This window comes from Acuticoccus sp., from assembly GCF_965213555.1.
Taxonomy (GTDB): Bacteria; Pseudomonadota; Alphaproteobacteria; order Rhizobiales; family Amorphaceae; genus Acuticoccus.
Map to the genome: position 1 here is coordinate 3193516 of NZ_OZ243890.1, position 14881 is coordinate 3208396.

Genomic DNA, 14881 nt, shown 5'->3' on the forward strand with positions numbered 1-14881 from the left:
CTCTACTGTGCGGCCATCTGCGGCGTGGCGCGCATCTCGTTGGCGGCGGCGTCGATCGCCTTCACGATGTTGTGGTAGCCGGTGCAGCGGCAGATGTTGCCCTCGAGCTCCTTGCGGATGGTCTCCTCGTCGAGCCCGTCAGGGTGACGGCGCACGATGTCGACCGCCATCATGATCATGCCCGGCGTGCAGAAGCCGCACTGGAGGCCGTGGTGGGTGCGGAAGGCCTCCTGCATCGGGTGCAGCGTCGCACCGTCCGCGAGCCCCTCGATGGTGAGGACCTCCGACCCGTCCACCTGCACCGCGAACACCGTGCAGGACTTCACCGCCTGGCCGTCGATGTGGACGGTGCAGGCGCCGCACTGGGACGTGTCGCAGCCGACGTGGGTGCCCGTCAGGCCGAGGTGGTCGCGCAGCAGCGCCACGAGCAGCGTGCGGTCCTCCACCTCGCGCCGCACCGCCCGGCCGTTCACCGTCAAGCTCACCTCGCCCATCGTCGATCCCCCTTGCAGCCTTCGGGTCCCCGGAGCGTGGTTGCCGGCGGTCCCGCTTGAATTGTTCCACCTCATGTTTGCCCGCTCGCCGGCGCGACGACAACCGTCAGGCGGACGCCGCGGCTTTACAGCACGGTCGTCTGCTGCCCTAATCGGGGCAACGAGGGCGAACGGCCCCGCAGCACGACGTTCCGGGGGGAACCAGCATGGGCACGGCCATCGCCGTCTTCCACGGCCCGTTCGGCCGCGCGGCGCTCTATCGCCTCAACAAGCCGCTGGCCCCCCACGCGCACCGCGAGGGACACCTCGTGCTCCTGCTTTCTGGGATCCCCGCGACGGTGACGGTGGATGGGACCGCGTACGCCACGGGTCCGGGGCGGGCGGTGGCGATCAACCCGTGGCAACCGCACGACTTCCAGCCCGGCGACGTCGGCGCGGGCGCGCTGTTCCTGACGCTCTACATCGCGCCCGAGTGGTTCATGACGATGTCGCGCGGGATCGACGCGCTGCGCTTCGGCGCACCGCACGTTCCCCTCAGCGCCGGCGCGCAGGCCATCATCGAGCGCACCGCCGACCGGCTGGCGTCGGGGGTCGAGCGCGGCCTCGCCGACGATCTATCGCGGCTTATGCAGGCCGCCTTCGACGCCTCGTGGGCGATCGGGCGGGCGCCGTTCGCGGCGCCGCGGGTGCGCGACTTCCGCATCCGCAACGCCCTGGCACTGATGCACCAGCGCCTGTTCGACGCCTGTGCGCTCGACCGCATCGCGCGCGACGCGGGGATGAGCCGGCCGCACTTCTACAAGCTGTTCCGGCAGAACCTTGGCGTGACGCCCAACATGTACCTCAACACGCTGCGCCTGGAGGCCTCCATCGACCGGCTCGTGTGGTCGCACGATCCGGTGACGTCCATCGGCCTCGACCTCGGCTTCGCGAGCCAGGCCTCGTTCACCCGCTTCTTCGTCAACAACGTCGGCATCGCCCCTTCGGACTACCGTCGCTGCGCCCTCGTTGCGACGTGAGGATGCGGCGTCGCGCACGGGCTCGCCCGACCCGCGATCGGATGGAATCAGCGGCCGGTGGCCTCAGCTTCCGCCGATAGACCGTTTGCGTCGATGAACCTTGCGAACGCGTCCACCGCGGCGACGAGGTTGCTGACCGAGCCGTCGGGCACGTCCGCCGCCCGCGCCTTCGTGCGGAGCCGCCTGCGGAAGTCGACGAGGTCGACCTCCCCGCCGAGCTCGAGGCCGACGATCTTCTCCGCCCGATGCAGCGCAGCGCGGTAGCTTGCTGCAGTCCGTGCCGTCAGCCCCAGCTGATGATGGACGAACCGCTCGAATCGCCCGTCGTCCATGCCGCCACCTCCGCACGACTACTATCTTAAATTGTATTTGCGCTAGGCGTTCGTGTCAACTTTAAGGCGGCCGCGCCAACGATGAGATGGGAAGGGGAGGGGGAGGACGGGAAAGTAGACGAGCGGGTACGCTCGCTAGGCAGCGCGCCGCTAGGCTCGTCGCTGCCAACGCGGGGAGGTCATGGTCCGCATTGCCGAACGCCATCCGGTTTGGACCGCCATCGTCGTCGTCGCGGCGGCGGTCCTGCTCTGGGCGATCTTCGCGCCGTGGCCCGAGGCGCTGGAGAACGCCGTCGGCCGTAAAAAGATCTTCCTCAACGCGCTGTTCAACGGCATCACCCTCGGCGCGCTGTACTTCCTCGTCGCATCCGGCTTCACGTTGATCTTCGGCCTGATGAAGAACGTGAACCTCGCGCACGGCTCGCTCTACATGCTGGGCGGGTACATCGGCTACGAGACGGCGACCGCAACGGGCTGGTGGCTCGCCTCATTCGTGGTCGCCTTCGTCGTCGTCGGCCTCGTCGGCGTCCTCCTGCAGGTCCTCGTGTTCCGCCGCATGGAGGGGGAGGACCTCAAGCAGACGCTGGTCACGATCGGCATCTCCATCGTGCTCGCCGACCTCATGCTGTGGATCTGGGGTGGCGACTTCTACCAGATCGAGACGCCGCTCTGGCTCGCAGGGCCCGTCGACCTGCCGCTCATCACCGGCGTGTCGCGCCGGACGGGCGAGGCCATCATGCTGAGCTATCCCCTGGTGCGGCTCGTCATCCTCGTGGCGGCCATCGCCATCGGGGTGGGCATGTGGCTCGCCCTGGCACGGACGCGGATCGGCATGCTGGTGCGCGCCGGCGTCGATGACCGCGACATGCTGTCGGCGACGGGCGTGCGCATCCAGCGCGTGTTCGTCCTCGTGTTCGCCTTCGGCGCGGGGCTCGCCGGCATCGCCGGGGTGATCGGCGGCACGTTCCAGTCGATGGCGCCCGGCGAGGACATCCGCTTCCTCCTCGCCTCGCTGGTGGTCGTCATCGTTGGCGGGATGGGCTCGATCCCCGGGGCGGCGCTCGGCGCGCTCCTCATCGGGCTCGCCGAGCAGTTCGGCTCGGTCTACGCGCCGACGTACGCGGTGGTCCTCACCTTCCTCATCATGGTCGTCGTCCTCGCCTTCCGGCCCCAGGGCCTCGTCGCGGTGCGCCGCTGATGGCGCTCGCCGAGCCCTCCGCGCCGCGGAGGAAGGCCGTCGCCGAACCCCGCTCGCGCGGCGCCGCCCCGCGCGCGACGACGCCCGCGTCGCCGGTCCCGCGATGGAGCCTGACCGCGATCCCGACCCACGTCTGGGTCGTCGGCCTCGTGCTCCTGCTGATGCCGGTCATCGCGTCGGACTTCGTGCTCAGCCAGATCCTGTCCTGGTCGCTCATCCTCGGCATGATCGCGCTGTCCCTCATGTTCCTCGCCGGCTACGGGAACATGGTCAGCCTGGTGCAGATGACGGTGGCGGGCGTCGCCGCCTACATGACGGCGATCTTCGGCACGTCCGCGATCGAGACCATCTCGCTCGGATGGCCCTGGTGGGCGGCGGCGCCCCTCGCGGTCCTCGTCGCGGTGGTCTTCGGCACGCTGTCAGGCGCGCTCGCGGTGCGCACCGAGGGCATCTACACGATCATGATCACCCTCGCGATCGCCGCCGCGATGTTCTACCTCGTGCGGCAGAACTACACGCTGTTCAACGGCTTCTCCGGCCTCAACCAGGTGCGTGCGCCGGTCTTCTGGGGCATCGACTGGCGCGATCCCCTGCCGTTCTACTACCTCACCCTGGCGTTCGCCCTCGCGGCCTACTTCGGTGTGATCTACGTCGCCCGCGCGCCGTTCGGCCTCGCGCTGCAGGGGGTGCGCGACAACGCCCGCCGGATGGCGGCGCTCGGCTACAACGTCACCGCCCACAGGATCGCGGCCTGGGCCTTCGCGAGCCTCATCGCCGGCGTCGCCGGCGTGCTCCTCGTTTGGCTGAACGGGCAGGTCTCGCCCGGCACCATCGCCGTGGGCCCGGCCATCGACGTCCTCATCATCGCCGTCGTGGGAGGGCTCGCCCACCCCATCGGCCCCTTCCTCGGCGCGATCCTCTACGTCCTCTTGCGCACCTTCGCCCTCGACGTCCTGGTCGCGCTGGGGCTGTCGGGCGAGCGCTTCCAGCTGCTCATCGGGCTCGGCTTCCTCGTCGTCGTGTTCTTCTCCTCCGACGGCCTCCTCGGCCTGTGGCGCCGGCTGCGGGAGCGGCGCGCGGCCGATCCCCTCACCGGCGCGCCGCAGGGGGAGGCCGATGGCTGAGACCGTCGCCTCCCGCCTGTCGGCGACCGGTACGGCGAACGCGCTCGAGCTGCGCGGCGTCTCGCGCCTGTTCGGCGCGCTCGCCGCGCTCACCGACGTCACGATGACCGTGCGGCCCGGTGAACGGCGCGCGGTGCTGGGCTCCAACGGCGCGGGCAAGACGACGCTGTTCAACTGCATCACGGGCGACTTCCCGCCCTCCGCCGGCACCATCCGCCTGTTCGGTGAGGACGTGACGGACTTCCCGCCCCACGAGCGCATCCGTCGAGGACTCCGGCGGACCTACCAGATCTCGCTGCTGTTCGCCGGGCTCACCGTGCTCGACAACGTGACGCTCGCCTGTCGCGGCGTGTCGCGCGGCCGCTTCTCGCTGTGGCGGCCACGGCGCAGCGACCCGCTCCTCACCGCGGCGCAGGACCTCGTGGAGGCCGTGCACCTGACGGCGGCGCGCGACACGCTGGTCGCGAACCTCTCCTATGGTCAGCAGCGCCAGCTCGAGATCGCGCTGGCGCTCGCCGGCGCACCCCGCTTCGTCCTGTTCGACGAGCCGGCGGCGGGCCTGTCGCCCACCGAGCGGCGCGAGCTCATCGAGATCCTGACCGGGTTGCCGGACCACATCGGCTACATGATCATCGAGCACGACATGGACGTCGCGCTGCGCGTCGCCGAGAGCGTGACGATGATGCACAACGGGGCGATCTTCAAGGAGGGCACCCCGGCTGAGATCGAGGACGACGAGGAGGTGCAGCAGCTCTACCTCGGAGGCGCCCATGGCGGGCACTGAGGGCTCAGGTCTCCTCCAGCGCCTCGCGCAGGACGCGGTCGACGAACGCAGCTCGCGACATGCCCCGCTCCATGGCAGCTTGGTCGAGCCGCTCGGCGAGCGCGTGGTCGATCGGCACGTTGTCGTTGTCGCGGTCCGTGACGGCAGCGAGCGTGGTGCCTGCCAAAGCCTCGGCGACGCTCGCGTCGGCAAGGATCTCTTCCACGGAACGGACCGGCGGCAGCCCGGCGCCGTCGAGGTGGAAGTCGATGGCTTCTGCGGTGTTGCGCATCGCTTCATCGAACGTGTCGCCGGCCGAGTAGCAGCCCGGCACGTCGGGCACGATCACGCCGTAGGCGCTCCCCTCATCCTTATGGACAAGAACGACGTACCGCATCGACGGTCCCTTGCTGCGCCTGCGGGAGCCTACTTCATTCCTGCGTCGCGCGCGTCCTGTAGAAGCCTGGGCTTTTCCCCGCATGGGACGACCCTTCCCAACGCGACGTCGGTTTGCCAAGGAGTTGTCGCCTTCCCCGCCACTGCGACGGGGAACACTGGTGCCTGACCGGTCGCCGCCTATCCTCGAGGTGCGCGGGCTCAACGTGTACTACGGCGCGTCCCACGCGCTGCAGGGCGTCGACCTCACGCTGACGTCCGGCATCCTGTCCGTCGTCGGGCGCAACGGCATGGGCAAGACCACGCTGTGCAAGGCGATCATGGGGATGGTGCCGTCCTCCGGGTCGATCCGCCTCGCGGGGCAGGAGGTCCGCGGCCGCTCCTCCGCCGAGGTCGCGCGCATGGGGGTGGGCTACGTGCCCCAGGGGCGGCGGCTGTGGCGCTCGCTCACCGTGGACGAGCACCTGCGCATGGTGGCGGCCGGGCACGACGGGCCGTGGTCGGTGGAGCGGGTCTACGCGGCGTTCCCGCGCCTCGCCGAGCGGCGCGGCAACGGCGGCGGCCAGCTGTCGGGCGGCGAGAGCCAGATGCTCGCCATCGGCCGCGCGCTGCTGCTCAACCCACGCCTCCTCGTCATGGACGAGCCGACGGAGGGGCTCGCCCCGGTCATCGTCGCCCAGGTGGAGGAGATGCTGATCCGCCTCGCCGAGGAGGGGCAGCACGTCCTCGTCATCGAGCAGAACATCGGCGTCGCCTGCGAGGTGGCGCCCGAGGTCGCCATCATGGTGAACGGGCGCATCGACCGCATGCTGGACTCGGGTCAGCTCGCCGCCGACCGCGACCTGCAGCAGCGCCTGCTCGGCGTCGGCCGGCACGCCCACGACGAGGACCCGGTGGCCGAGCCGTCCAGCAAGGACGAGCCCGTTGCAGCACCGGCGTCGAGCGTCGCCAAGGTCTACGTCTCGAACCCGACCATCCCGACGCGCTGGTCCGCGCCGACGCCGGTGCGCGTCATCGAGGGCGCGGCGCGCACCTCGTCGACGGGCCGCCCGGCCACCCCGCAGGAGGAGCTGCGGCCGCTCGCGGCACCCGGCGAGGCGGTGGTCCTCGTCGCCGGCACGCTCGACACCAAGGGCGCCGAGCTGAGGTACATGCGCGACATCGTGCGCTCCCACGGGTTGGCGGTCCGCCTCGTCGACCTTTCGACCTCGGGCGCGCACTCCGGCGCCGAGGTGCCGGCGCACCAGATCGCGGCGTTCCACCCGCGCGGCGCGTCCGGCGTGTTCACGTCCGACCGCGGCGAGTCCGTCGCCGGCATGACGCTCGCCTTCGAGCGCTGGATCGCCCGACAGTCCGGCATCGCCGGCATGCTGTCGGCGGGCGGCTCGGGCGGCACCGCGATGGTCGCCCCCGCCATGCGCCGCTTGCCCGTCGGGGTGCCCAAGCTCATCGTCTCCACCGTCGCCTCGGGCAACGTGCGCCAGTACGTCGGCGCGTCCGACATCACGGTGATGCACGCGGTCGCCGACGTCGCCGGGCTCAACGCCATCACCCGCCGGGTGCTCGCCAACGCCGCCCACGCCATGGCCGGCATGGCCGCGGCGCGCACGGCGATCCCGGAGGGGCTGCCGCCGGTGGGCATCACGATGTTCGGCGTCACCACGCCGTGCGTCCAGCGCCTCTCCGCCGCCCTCGCCAAGGACCACGAGCCGCTGGTGTTCCACGCCACCGGCATCGGCGGCGCCGCCATGGAGGCCCTCGTCGACCAGGGCCTCGTGGGCGCGGTCGTCGACCTCACCACCACCGAGGTCGCCGACCGCATGATGGGTGGCGTGTTCCCCGCCTCCGACGACCGCTTTGGCGCCATCATCCGCCGGCGCATCCCCTACGTCGGCTCGGTCGGCGCGCTCGACATGGTGAACTTCGCCGCACCCGATACGGTGCCCGAGCGCTACCGCGGCCGCACGCTCTACCGCCACAACCCGCACATCACCCTGATGCGCACCACGGCCGAGGAGTGCGCGGCCATGGGCACGTGGATCGGCGAGCGGCTCAACCAGATGGAGGCGGTGCGCTTTCTCCTGCCCGAGCACGGCGTGTCGGCGCTCGACGCCCCGGGCCAGCCGTTCCACGACCCCACGGCCCGCCGCGCGCTCTACGACGCGCTGGCCCGCACGGTCCGCGAGGGCGCCTCGCGCCGCGTGGTGCGCGTCCCGGCCCACATCAACGACGAGGCCTTCGCCACCGCCGTCCTTGCCGCCTTCCGCGAGCTCCACGGCACGACGCAGCGCCGCAGGGCGGGGTGAGGGCCAGGACGGCGCCATAGAACTGCTGGATAGGCGTGGCTTCGGTGGACGAGGTGAACGACTTTTGGGGGGACGGGGTGCACATTCTTGCGATCGCCGGCAGCCTGCGCAGGGGCTCCTACAACCGTGGCCTGCTTCATGCGGCGCAGGAGCTCGCCCCGGGCGAGCCCGTCATCGAGATCGCCGAGATGCATGGCCTCCCGGTCTTCGACGAGGATCTCGAGCGCGAGGGCTGGCCCGAGGCCGTCATGACCCTTCGCAGCAAGGCCTACGGGACCGATGGGATCCTGTTCGGCGTGCCCGAGTACAACTACGGCATCGCAGGCAGCCTGAAGAACGCCTTCGACTGGATGTCGCGACCGGAAGGGGCGGGGGGACACTCGGCGCCGGACGCAGGAAGCGGCTACACCGTGCCCAAGAACCCTTTCATGGACAAGCCCTGCGCCATGCTCGGCGCCTCGCTCGGTCTCGGTGGGACGATCCGCGCGCAGCTGCAGCTGCGCCAGTCGCTACAGCTGAACGGAGCGCTCACGATGCCGGGGCCCGAAGTGTTTTGCACGTACGCCTCGACCAAGTTCGACGGTGACGCGAGGCTGACCGACGACCCGACGCGCAAGGCGGTGCGCGCGTTGATGGCAGCATTTGTCGATTGGATCGTGAGGATGGCTCCCGAGCGCTCGCCCCAGTCCGAGCACCCTCCGCTACAGGCAGGCGGACCCGCGCCAAGCTGATGGATCGTCCCGCCAACTCCCCTTCGCGTGCCGAGATCGTCGCACGGCTGCAGGACATGAAGGCGCGGGGCGAGCCCATTGTCGGCGGCGGCGCGGGCACGGGGCTCAGCGCCAAGTGCGAGGAGGCCGGCGGCATCGACCTCATCGTCATATACAACTCTGGGCGGTTCCGCATGGCGGGGCGGGGGTCGCTGGCCGGAATGCTCGCCTACGGCGATGCCAACGCCATCGTCATGGACATGGCGCGGGAGGTGCTCCCGCTCGTCAAGCACACCCCCGTGCTCGCCGGGGTCAACGGCACCGACCCCTTCCGCGTCATGGACCGCTTCCTCGACGAGGTCGTCGCCGCGGGGTTCGCCGGCGTGCAGAACTTCCCCACCGTCGGGCTGATCGACGGCACGTTCCGCGCGAACCTTGAGGAGACCGGCATGGGCTACGGCCTCGAGGTGGACATGATTCGCGCCGCCGCCGGCAAGGACCTCCTCACGACCCCTTACGTCTTCTCTAAGGCCGACGCGGAGGCCATGGCCCTTGCCGGCGCCGACATCATCGTCGCCCACCTCGGCCTCACCACCGGCGGGGCCATCGGCGCCGGCACCGCGCTCCGCCTCGAGGACTGTCCCGCCAAGGTCGACGCCTGGGCCGGCGCCGCGCGCGCCAAGAACCCCGACGTCCTCGTCCTCGTCCACGGCGGCCCCGTCGCCGAGCCCGACGATGCCGCCTACGTGCTACGCAACACCAGGCACTGCCACGGGTTCTACGGCGCCTCATCCATGGAGCGGCTGCCCACCGAGCGTGCCATCACGGAGCAGACCCGCGCGTTCAAGTCTCTGACCCGCGGCTAGGCGCGACGTCGTGCCTTGACGCATGACGAGCCGCGTCGTCGGCCGCCTCGCCGCGCCCGCTCGAGCGGCCTACCCACAGCAGAAGCAGCAGCGCCGGCACGGCCAGCGCGGTCGTCGCCACGAAGAAGCCGGGCCAGCCGAGCGCCTCGGCGAACCAGCCCGACGACGTGGCGAGCGCGGTGCGCCCCAGCGCCATCAAGGACGTCAGCAGCGCGTACTGCGTCGCGGTGAAGGCGACGTTGCACAGCGCCGACAGGTAGGCGACGAACGCCGCCGAGCCGAGCCCTCCGGCGAAGCTGTCGAGCCCCACCGCGAGCGTGAGCGCCGACAGGTCGTGGCCGACGGTGGCGAGCCAGGCGAAGGTGAGGTTGGTCGCTGCCTGCGCGATGCCGCCCACCAGAAGCCCTGCGATGATGCCGGAGCGCGCCACCAGCAGCCCGCCGGCGAACACGCCCACCATCGTCGCCGCGACGCCGAAGACCTTGGTGACGCTGGCGATCTCGGTCCCGGTGAAGCCGAGGTCCACGTAGAACGGGTTCGCCATCGCCCCCGCCACCGCGTCGCCGTACTTGTAGAGCAGCACGAAGGCGAGGATGGCGGCGATGCCCGGCCGTCGGGCAAGCTCCGCCAGCGGCCCGAGCATCGCGTGCCGCAGCCACGGCAGCGCGCCACGCGGCGGGGTGGGACGGCGGCTCACCGGCTCCTCGGCGATCAGCGTCGCGACGATGCCGACCCCCACGAGCGCCGCCATGATGGCGTAGACCGCGCCCCATGAGAGGACGTCCGCGAGGGCGAGCGCGCCGGCACCCGAGGCGAGCATCCCGACGCGATAGCCCGCTTGTGTCGACGCCGCGCCGGCGCCCTGCTCCTCGTCGGCGAGGATCTCGATGCGGTAGGCGTCGACGACGATGTCCTGGCTCGCCGACAGGAACGCCATCACCAGCGCCGCCAGCGCCACCGTCCCCATCGAGGCGGCCGGGTCGCCCTGGCCGAGGGCGACGATCGACGCGATCAGGGCGAGCTGGATGGCGAGGAGCCAGCCCCGGCGCAGCCCGAGCCAGCGCGACAGCCCCGGCAGGCGTACGTGGTCGAGCAGCGGCGCCCACAGGAACTTAAGGGAGTACGGCGTGCCGACCGCGAGCAGCCCGCCGATGGCGGTGAGGCTCACCCCCTCCTCGCGCAGCCAGAACGACAGCGTCGAGAAGCCGAGGAGCAGCGGCAGCCCCGACGAAAAGCCCATGAGGAAGATCACGAGCTGGCGTCGCGTCGCGTAGACCGAAACGGCGGTGCGCCAGCCGCCGGCGTGCTTGGTGAGAGCCATCGACGGTTGGTAGCGCCCTGCCGCCGCGACGCCTACCGCATTGTCGCCTTGGTCCCGGGTCCACAGAGCGATTACAATATGTGATGACTAAATTGTTCGGTGCACCCCGCGTTTGCTTCAGGCGATAGCGTACACTCGCAAGTTTGTGCCCATCACCGCGATTTTGGCAATGCGCGAAGTGCTTCATTTATACTCTTGAGCTGCAATGCCATAAACACAGATGGATCGCCATTGTTCAGTTGGCCACTTAATTTGTACTTCTCCAGATCAATTATGTAACTAACTCTATTTCGACGTAGCCGTGATGGAGAATGGTACCATTCAAGTACTAGTCGGTATTTTTGGAATAGATTATCCCTACGGTCTAGCGATGTTTTAAATGTTTGACTTGGACGTAAAAGACTTAGGCCTATAATCTCCGTGTGCAATGGCTCTTTCCCATGTGTAGAAAGATAAGGATAACTATTGACTGATATATCATACGCTGGAGCGGAGCCGAAGTTCACTACAACCAAATCAACATCCAAGATTGACCACGGGTTTGGTTCAATGTTTGCGATGAGTTCTGGGCGCTTGCGTCCTATCGATGCCAATTCGGCAGTGGCACGCCATAGGAAAAACGTTAAGAGAACAAGTCCGCACGTTCCGACGACATTCAGCACTGAGAGCCAGTTGGCGTCCACCCGGGCCCCTCCGTCGTCTCCCTGCCCACCACGTTTGCCTAAAATCAGACCCACCGCAACGCAACGCGCCGAAAACTCGCGTCAAATGTCCGGTGCCGGCGTGCGGCCGTGTCGGTGGGAGGGGGAGGTGCGTCCATGACAGGCGAATTCATCGGTGAGCTGATCCTTTGGATCATCGCCGCCGTCATCGTCGTCTTCGTCGTCTACTGGGTGATGAGCTGGCTCTACCGCCGATCCACCAAGGAGACGGCGTTCGTGCGCACCGGCTTCCTCGGCGAGAAGGTGGTGATCGACGGCGGCGCGTTCGTCTGGCCCATCGTCCACGACACCACCCCCGTCGCCATGGCGACCCTGCCGCTGGAGGTGATCCGCAACCGCGAGAACGCGATCATCACGCACGACCGCATGCGCGTCGACGTGGAGGCGGAGTTCTACGTGCGCGTGCGCCCCGAGCGCGCTGCGGTAAGCCGCGCTGCCTCGACGCTCGGCCGGCGCACCATGGACGCCGAGCGGCTCCACCCGCTGCTCGCCGGCAAGTTCGAGTCGGCGCTGCGCAGCGCGGCAGCCGAGATGCCCATGGGCGACATGCACGAAAACCGCACGCGCTACGTCGCCCGCGTCAAGGAGCTCGCCCAGGAGGCGCTGGAGGCGAACGGGCTGGAGCTGGAGTCGGTCGCCATCAAGGACATCGACCAGACGGCGCTCGAGTTCTTCAACCCGTCCAACCGCTTCGACGCGGAGGGCCTGACCACGTTGATCCGCGAGATCGAGGAGCGGCGCAAGCTGCGCAACGACATCGAGCAGGGCTCGATGACGCAAATTCGCGCGCGCAACCTCGAGGCCGAGAAGGAGGCGCTCAACATCGAGCGCGACTCCGAGCAGGCGCGGCTCGAGCAGGAGCGCGAGGTGGAGTTCCGCCGCGCGCAGCAGCGTGCCGAGATCGCCCGGGAGCGGGCCGAGCGCGAGACCGAGTCGGAGCGGGCGACGATCACCGCGCGCGAGGCGATCGAGCTCGCGAGGATCGCGAACGAGCAGTCCATCGCCGAGGTGCGCATCCAGTCCGAACGCGAGGTGCGCCAGCGCGAGATCGACCGGCAGCGCGCCATCGACGCCGCAGAGATCGCCTCCCGCCGCGACGTGGAGACGGCGCGCATCGAGCAGGAGCGCACGGTCAGCCAGAGCCGCATCGAGAACGAGCAGGACGTCGAGGCGCGCCAGATCGCCCGGCGCCGGCTCATCGAGGAGACCGAGATCGCCGCCCGCGAGGCGACCGACCGCGCCCGCATCGACACCGAGCGCGCGGTCGCCGAGGCGCGCATCGCCTCGGACGAGGCGACCCGCGCCCGCGAGATCGCCCGACAGAAGGCGCTCGAGGCGGCTGAGATCGCCGCGCGCGAGGAGACCCTGCGCACGCGCATCGCCTCCGAGGAGGAGACGCGTCGGCGGGAGATCGACCGCACGCGTGCCCTTGAGGAGGCCGAGATCCTGTCCCGGGAGGCGACCGAGCAGCGTCGCATCGCCGAGAGCGCGCAGACCGCGCAGGAGCGCATCGCAACGGACCGTCACGTGCGCGAGCTCGAGATCGCCCGCACCGAGGCCGTCGAGGCCGCCGACATCGCGGCCGGTCAGGCCATCGAGGCGGCGCGCATCGCCCGCCAGAAGGTGCTCGCCGCCGAGCGCATCGCCTCCGAGCAGGATGTCCGGGAGCGTGAGATCGCCCGGGGGCGCGCCGTCGACGAGGCGGACCTTGCGGCGCGCCAGACCGTCGAGGCGGCACGCATCGAGACCGACCGGCGCCTCGACGGCGCCCGCATCACCGCCCGCGAGGAGGTTGCGATCGCCGAGACGCAGTCCGACGAGCGGCGCGAGGCGGCGCGCATCGCCCAGGGCAAGATCCTCGCCGCCGAGCGCGTCGCCGCCGAGCAGGACGCCCGCGAGCGCGAGATCAGCCGCGAGAGCGCGGTGGAGGCGGCGGACCTGCGACGCCGCGACGCCACCGAGCGGCGGCGCATCGAGATGGAGCTCGGCCTCGAGATGGAGCGCATCGCGTCCCAGCAGGAGCGCGAGGTGGCCGGCATCGACCGGCGCCGCATCGTCGAGGAGGCGGACGAGGCGCGCGTCGTGGAGCTCGCCGCGAAGAAGGCCGAGCGCGCCGAGGCGGATGGGCGCGTGCGGCGGGCCGAAATCGAGGCCGAGCGCGACGTCGAGCGCTCCGGCGTGGAGCGCGAGCGCGTGCTGGACGCCGCCAAGCTGGAGCGGCGCCGCGCCACCGAGCAGCTCGAGATCGCCCGCGTCCAGGCGCTGCGCGAGGCGGAGATCGCGTCGAGCGAGGAGATCGAGCGCGCCCGCATCGCCTCCGAGCGCGGGCTCGACGAGGCGCGGATCGGCCACCAGACCGAGCGGCGCCGTCGCGAGATCGCGCGCGAGCGCGAGGTGGAGCTCGCGGCCATGGAGAAGGCGATCGCGCTCTACGGCAAGAGCCTCGAGGAGGCCGCCGCGCGCATCGAGGCGGACCAGGCGCGCGCCCGGGCCGTGGAGGCGGAGGAGCACGTCGTGACCGTCCGCCAGACCGAGGAGGCGAACCGGAGGAAGACCATCGACGTCCTGATGGCAGAGAAGGAGGCCGAGGAGGCCCGCCTCGCCGCCGACGCCGAGAAGGTGCGCCGCGCCGTGGAGGCGGAGGCGCAGCGCCTGATCAACGAGGCGGAGAACGTGCTGACGGACGGCTCGCGCGCGTCGCTGTTCAAGCGGCGCATGCTGGAGCGCATCGAGGGCATCGTCGCTGCCTCGGCCAAGCCCATGGAGAAGATCTCCGACATCCGCATCGTCCAGCTCGACGGGGCGGGCAACGGGAACGGCCATGGCAATGGCCCGCGCAACGCGACCGACGAGGTGATCAACTCGGCGCTGCGTTATCGCGTCCAGGCGCCGCTGGTGGACGCGCTCCTCGCCGACATCGGCGTCGAGGGCGGCAACCTGTCGAGGATGCCCGGCCTCATCCGCGAGGCGAGCGACATGCAGCGCATCGCTCGCGAGGCCGGCTCCCGGTCCGGCGGCTCGGGCGAGGGCCGCGGCGAGGGCGGATCGGAGCGCCCACCATCGCCGCCGTCCGGGTCAGGGCAGGGGGCGTAGTGCCGCGGGTCTACGTCTCATCCGTGCTCAACGCACCCGCAGGCGACGTCTGGGCGCGGGTGCGCGACTTCAACGCGCTGCCGCGCTGGCACCCGCGCATCCGCGACTCGCGCATCGAGAACGGCGAGCCGTCCGACAGGGTCGGCTGCATCCGTGACTTCCGCCTGCAGAACGGCGACCGGCTGCGCGAGCAGCTCCTCGGACTGTCGGACTACGACATGTTCTGCACCTACTCGATGCTGGAAGGCCCAATGCCCCTGTCGGACTACGTCGCTACCCTGCGCGTGACGCCGATCACCGACGGCGAGCGCACCTTCATCGAGTGGTCGGCGGAGTTCGAGTGTGCCGAGGCCGACGCCGACGGGCTGGTGTCCGGCATCGGCACCGACGTCTTCCAGGGCGGCTTCGACGCCCTCAAGCGCCACTTCGCCCGTTGACGCCCGGCTCGCATGGGATGGATCGTTTTGCGTAGGTCATCGGTTACGGCGGCAGGCGTCACGCCGCCTCGGCCGCGATCCCTTCGGCCGAGCGGCGCGC

13 protein-coding genes are annotated in these 14881 nt (G+C 70.1%); 9 read left to right on the top strand and 4 right to left on the bottom strand.

Going from position 1 to position 14881, the window contains the following annotated elements; all coding sequences use genetic code 11:
• Window positions 1-2 precede the first annotated feature (2 nt).
• Complete coding sequence (locus ACOOE8_RS15060) at window positions 3-494, bottom strand: (2Fe-2S)-binding protein (protein ID WP_420392249.1); 492 nt, start codon at window positions 492-494, stop codon at window positions 3-5.
• A gap of 206 nt (window positions 495-700) precedes the next feature.
• On the opposite strand from ACOOE8_RS15060, the gene ACOOE8_RS15065 reads away from it, so the two are divergent.
• The gene (locus ACOOE8_RS15065) at window positions 701-1513 is read left to right on the top strand and encodes an AraC family transcriptional regulator (RefSeq protein WP_420392250.1); all 813 of its coding nucleotides are present in this window, start codon (window positions 701-703) and stop codon (window positions 1511-1513) included.
• A 47-nt stretch (window positions 1514-1560) separates the two neighbouring features.
• Here the strand turns inward: ACOOE8_RS15065 and ACOOE8_RS15070 are convergent, their stop codons facing one another.
• Window positions 1561-1845 carry a hypothetical protein gene (locus tag ACOOE8_RS15070; RefSeq protein WP_420392251.1) on the bottom strand — a complete coding sequence of 95 codons (285 nt, stop codon included), beginning with the start codon at window positions 1843-1845 and terminating at the stop codon, window positions 1561-1563.
• A gap of 181 nt (window positions 1846-2026) precedes the next feature.
• On the opposite strand from ACOOE8_RS15070, the gene ACOOE8_RS15075 reads away from it, so the two are divergent.
• From ACOOE8_RS15075 to ACOOE8_RS15085, 3 genes are read left to right on the top strand one after another with little or no spacing between them, the layout of a single operon-like run.
• On the top strand, window positions 2027-3043 hold the full coding sequence (locus ACOOE8_RS15075; RefSeq protein ID WP_420392252.1) for a branched-chain amino acid ABC transporter permease: 1017 nt from the start codon (window positions 2027-2029) through the stop codon (window positions 3041-3043).
• Complete coding sequence (locus ACOOE8_RS15080) at window positions 3043-4167, top strand: branched-chain amino acid ABC transporter permease (protein ID WP_420392253.1); 1125 nt, start codon at window positions 3043-3045, stop codon at window positions 4165-4167. Before ACOOE8_RS15075 ends, ACOOE8_RS15080 begins: the two co-directional genes overlap by 1 nt.
• Complete coding sequence (locus tag ACOOE8_RS15085) at window positions 4160-4951, top strand: ABC transporter ATP-binding protein (protein ID WP_420392254.1); 792 nt, start codon at window positions 4160-4162, stop codon at window positions 4949-4951. The genes ACOOE8_RS15080 and ACOOE8_RS15085 overlap by 8 nt, the downstream gene beginning before the upstream one ends.
• Before the next feature lie 4 nt (window positions 4952-4955).
• Here ACOOE8_RS15085 and ACOOE8_RS15090 read toward each other — a convergent pair whose 3' ends face one another.
• Window positions 4956-5327, bottom strand: a complete 372-nt coding sequence (locus ACOOE8_RS15090; RefSeq protein ID WP_420392255.1) for a type II toxin-antitoxin system HicB family antitoxin — start codon at window positions 5325-5327, stop codon at window positions 4956-4958.
• Window positions 5328-5484: 157 nt separating this feature from the next.
• On the opposite strand from ACOOE8_RS15090, the gene ACOOE8_RS15095 reads away from it, so the two are divergent.
• The 3 genes from ACOOE8_RS15095 to ACOOE8_RS15105 are packed head-to-tail and all read left to right on the top strand — an operon-like array spanning window position 5485 to window position 9208.
• The gene (locus ACOOE8_RS15095; RefSeq protein ID WP_420394724.1) at window positions 5485-7632 is read left to right on the top strand and encodes an ABC transporter permease; all 2148 of its coding nucleotides are present in this window, start codon (window positions 5485-5487) and stop codon (window positions 7630-7632) included.
• Window positions 7633-7676: 44 nt separating this feature from the next.
• Window positions 7677-8363, top strand: coding sequence for an NADPH-dependent FMN reductase (locus tag ACOOE8_RS15100; protein WP_420392256.1), 687 nt, complete (start codon window positions 7677-7679; stop codon window positions 8361-8363).
• Window positions 8363-9208 carry a phosphoenolpyruvate hydrolase family protein gene (locus tag ACOOE8_RS15105; protein ID WP_420392257.1) on the top strand — a complete coding sequence of 282 codons (846 nt, stop codon included), beginning with the start codon at window positions 8363-8365 and terminating at the stop codon, window positions 9206-9208. The genes ACOOE8_RS15100 and ACOOE8_RS15105 overlap by 1 nt, the downstream gene beginning before the upstream one ends.
• On the opposite strand, the gene ACOOE8_RS15110 is transcribed toward ACOOE8_RS15105, so the two are convergent.
• Complete coding sequence (locus ACOOE8_RS15110; protein WP_420392258.1) at window positions 9186-10529, bottom strand: AmpG family muropeptide MFS transporter; 1344 nt, start codon at window positions 10527-10529, stop codon at window positions 9186-9188. The two genes, ACOOE8_RS15105 and ACOOE8_RS15110, sit on opposite strands and share 23 nt — an antisense overlap.
• Before the next feature lie 818 nt (window positions 10530-11347).
• On the opposite strand from ACOOE8_RS15110, the gene ACOOE8_RS15115 reads away from it, so the two are divergent.
• Window positions 11348-14344: a flotillin domain-containing protein gene (locus ACOOE8_RS15115; protein WP_420392259.1), complete on the top strand. Its 2997-nt coding sequence runs from the start codon at window positions 11348-11350 to the stop codon at window positions 14342-14344.
• Window positions 14344-14781: an SRPBCC family protein gene (locus ACOOE8_RS15120; RefSeq protein ID WP_420392260.1), complete on the top strand. Its 438-nt coding sequence runs from the start codon at window positions 14344-14346 to the stop codon at window positions 14779-14781. The genes ACOOE8_RS15115 and ACOOE8_RS15120 overlap by 1 nt, the downstream gene beginning before the upstream one ends.
• Window positions 14782-14881 lie beyond the last annotated feature (100 nt).

Excerpts from the sequence above, each read along its gene's own strand:
- ACOOE8_RS15060 (WP_420392249.1), bottom strand. The coding sequence starts at position 494 with ATGGGCGAGGTGAGCTTGACGGTGAACGGCCGGGCGGTGCGGCGCGAG.
- ACOOE8_RS15065 (WP_420392250.1), top strand. The coding sequence starts at position 701 with ATGGGCACGGCCATCGCCGTCTTCCACGGCCCGTTCGGCCGCGCGGCG.
- ACOOE8_RS15070 (WP_420392251.1), bottom strand. The coding sequence starts at position 1,845 with ATGGACGACGGGCGATTCGAGCGGTTCGTCCATCATCAGCTGGGGCTG.
- ACOOE8_RS15075 (WP_420392252.1), top strand. The coding sequence starts at position 2,027 with ATGGTCCGCATTGCCGAACGCCATCCGGTTTGGACCGCCATCGTCGTC.
- ACOOE8_RS15080 (WP_420392253.1), top strand. The coding sequence starts at position 3,043 with ATGGCGCTCGCCGAGCCCTCCGCGCCGCGGAGGAAGGCCGTCGCCGAA.
- ACOOE8_RS15085 (WP_420392254.1), top strand. The coding sequence starts at position 4,160 with ATGGCTGAGACCGTCGCCTCCCGCCTGTCGGCGACCGGTACGGCGAAC.
- ACOOE8_RS15090 (WP_420392255.1), bottom strand. The coding sequence starts at position 5,327 with ATGCGGTACGTCGTTCTTGTCCATAAGGATGAGGGGAGCGCCTACGGC.
- ACOOE8_RS15105 (WP_420392257.1), top strand. The coding sequence starts at position 8,363 with ATGGATCGTCCCGCCAACTCCCCTTCGCGTGCCGAGATCGTCGCACGG.
- ACOOE8_RS15110 (WP_420392258.1), bottom strand. The coding sequence starts at position 10,529 with ATGGCTCTCACCAAGCACGCCGGCGGCTGGCGCACCGCCGTTTCGGTC.
- ACOOE8_RS15115 (WP_420392259.1), top strand. The coding sequence starts at position 11,348 with ATGACAGGCGAATTCATCGGTGAGCTGATCCTTTGGATCATCGCCGCC.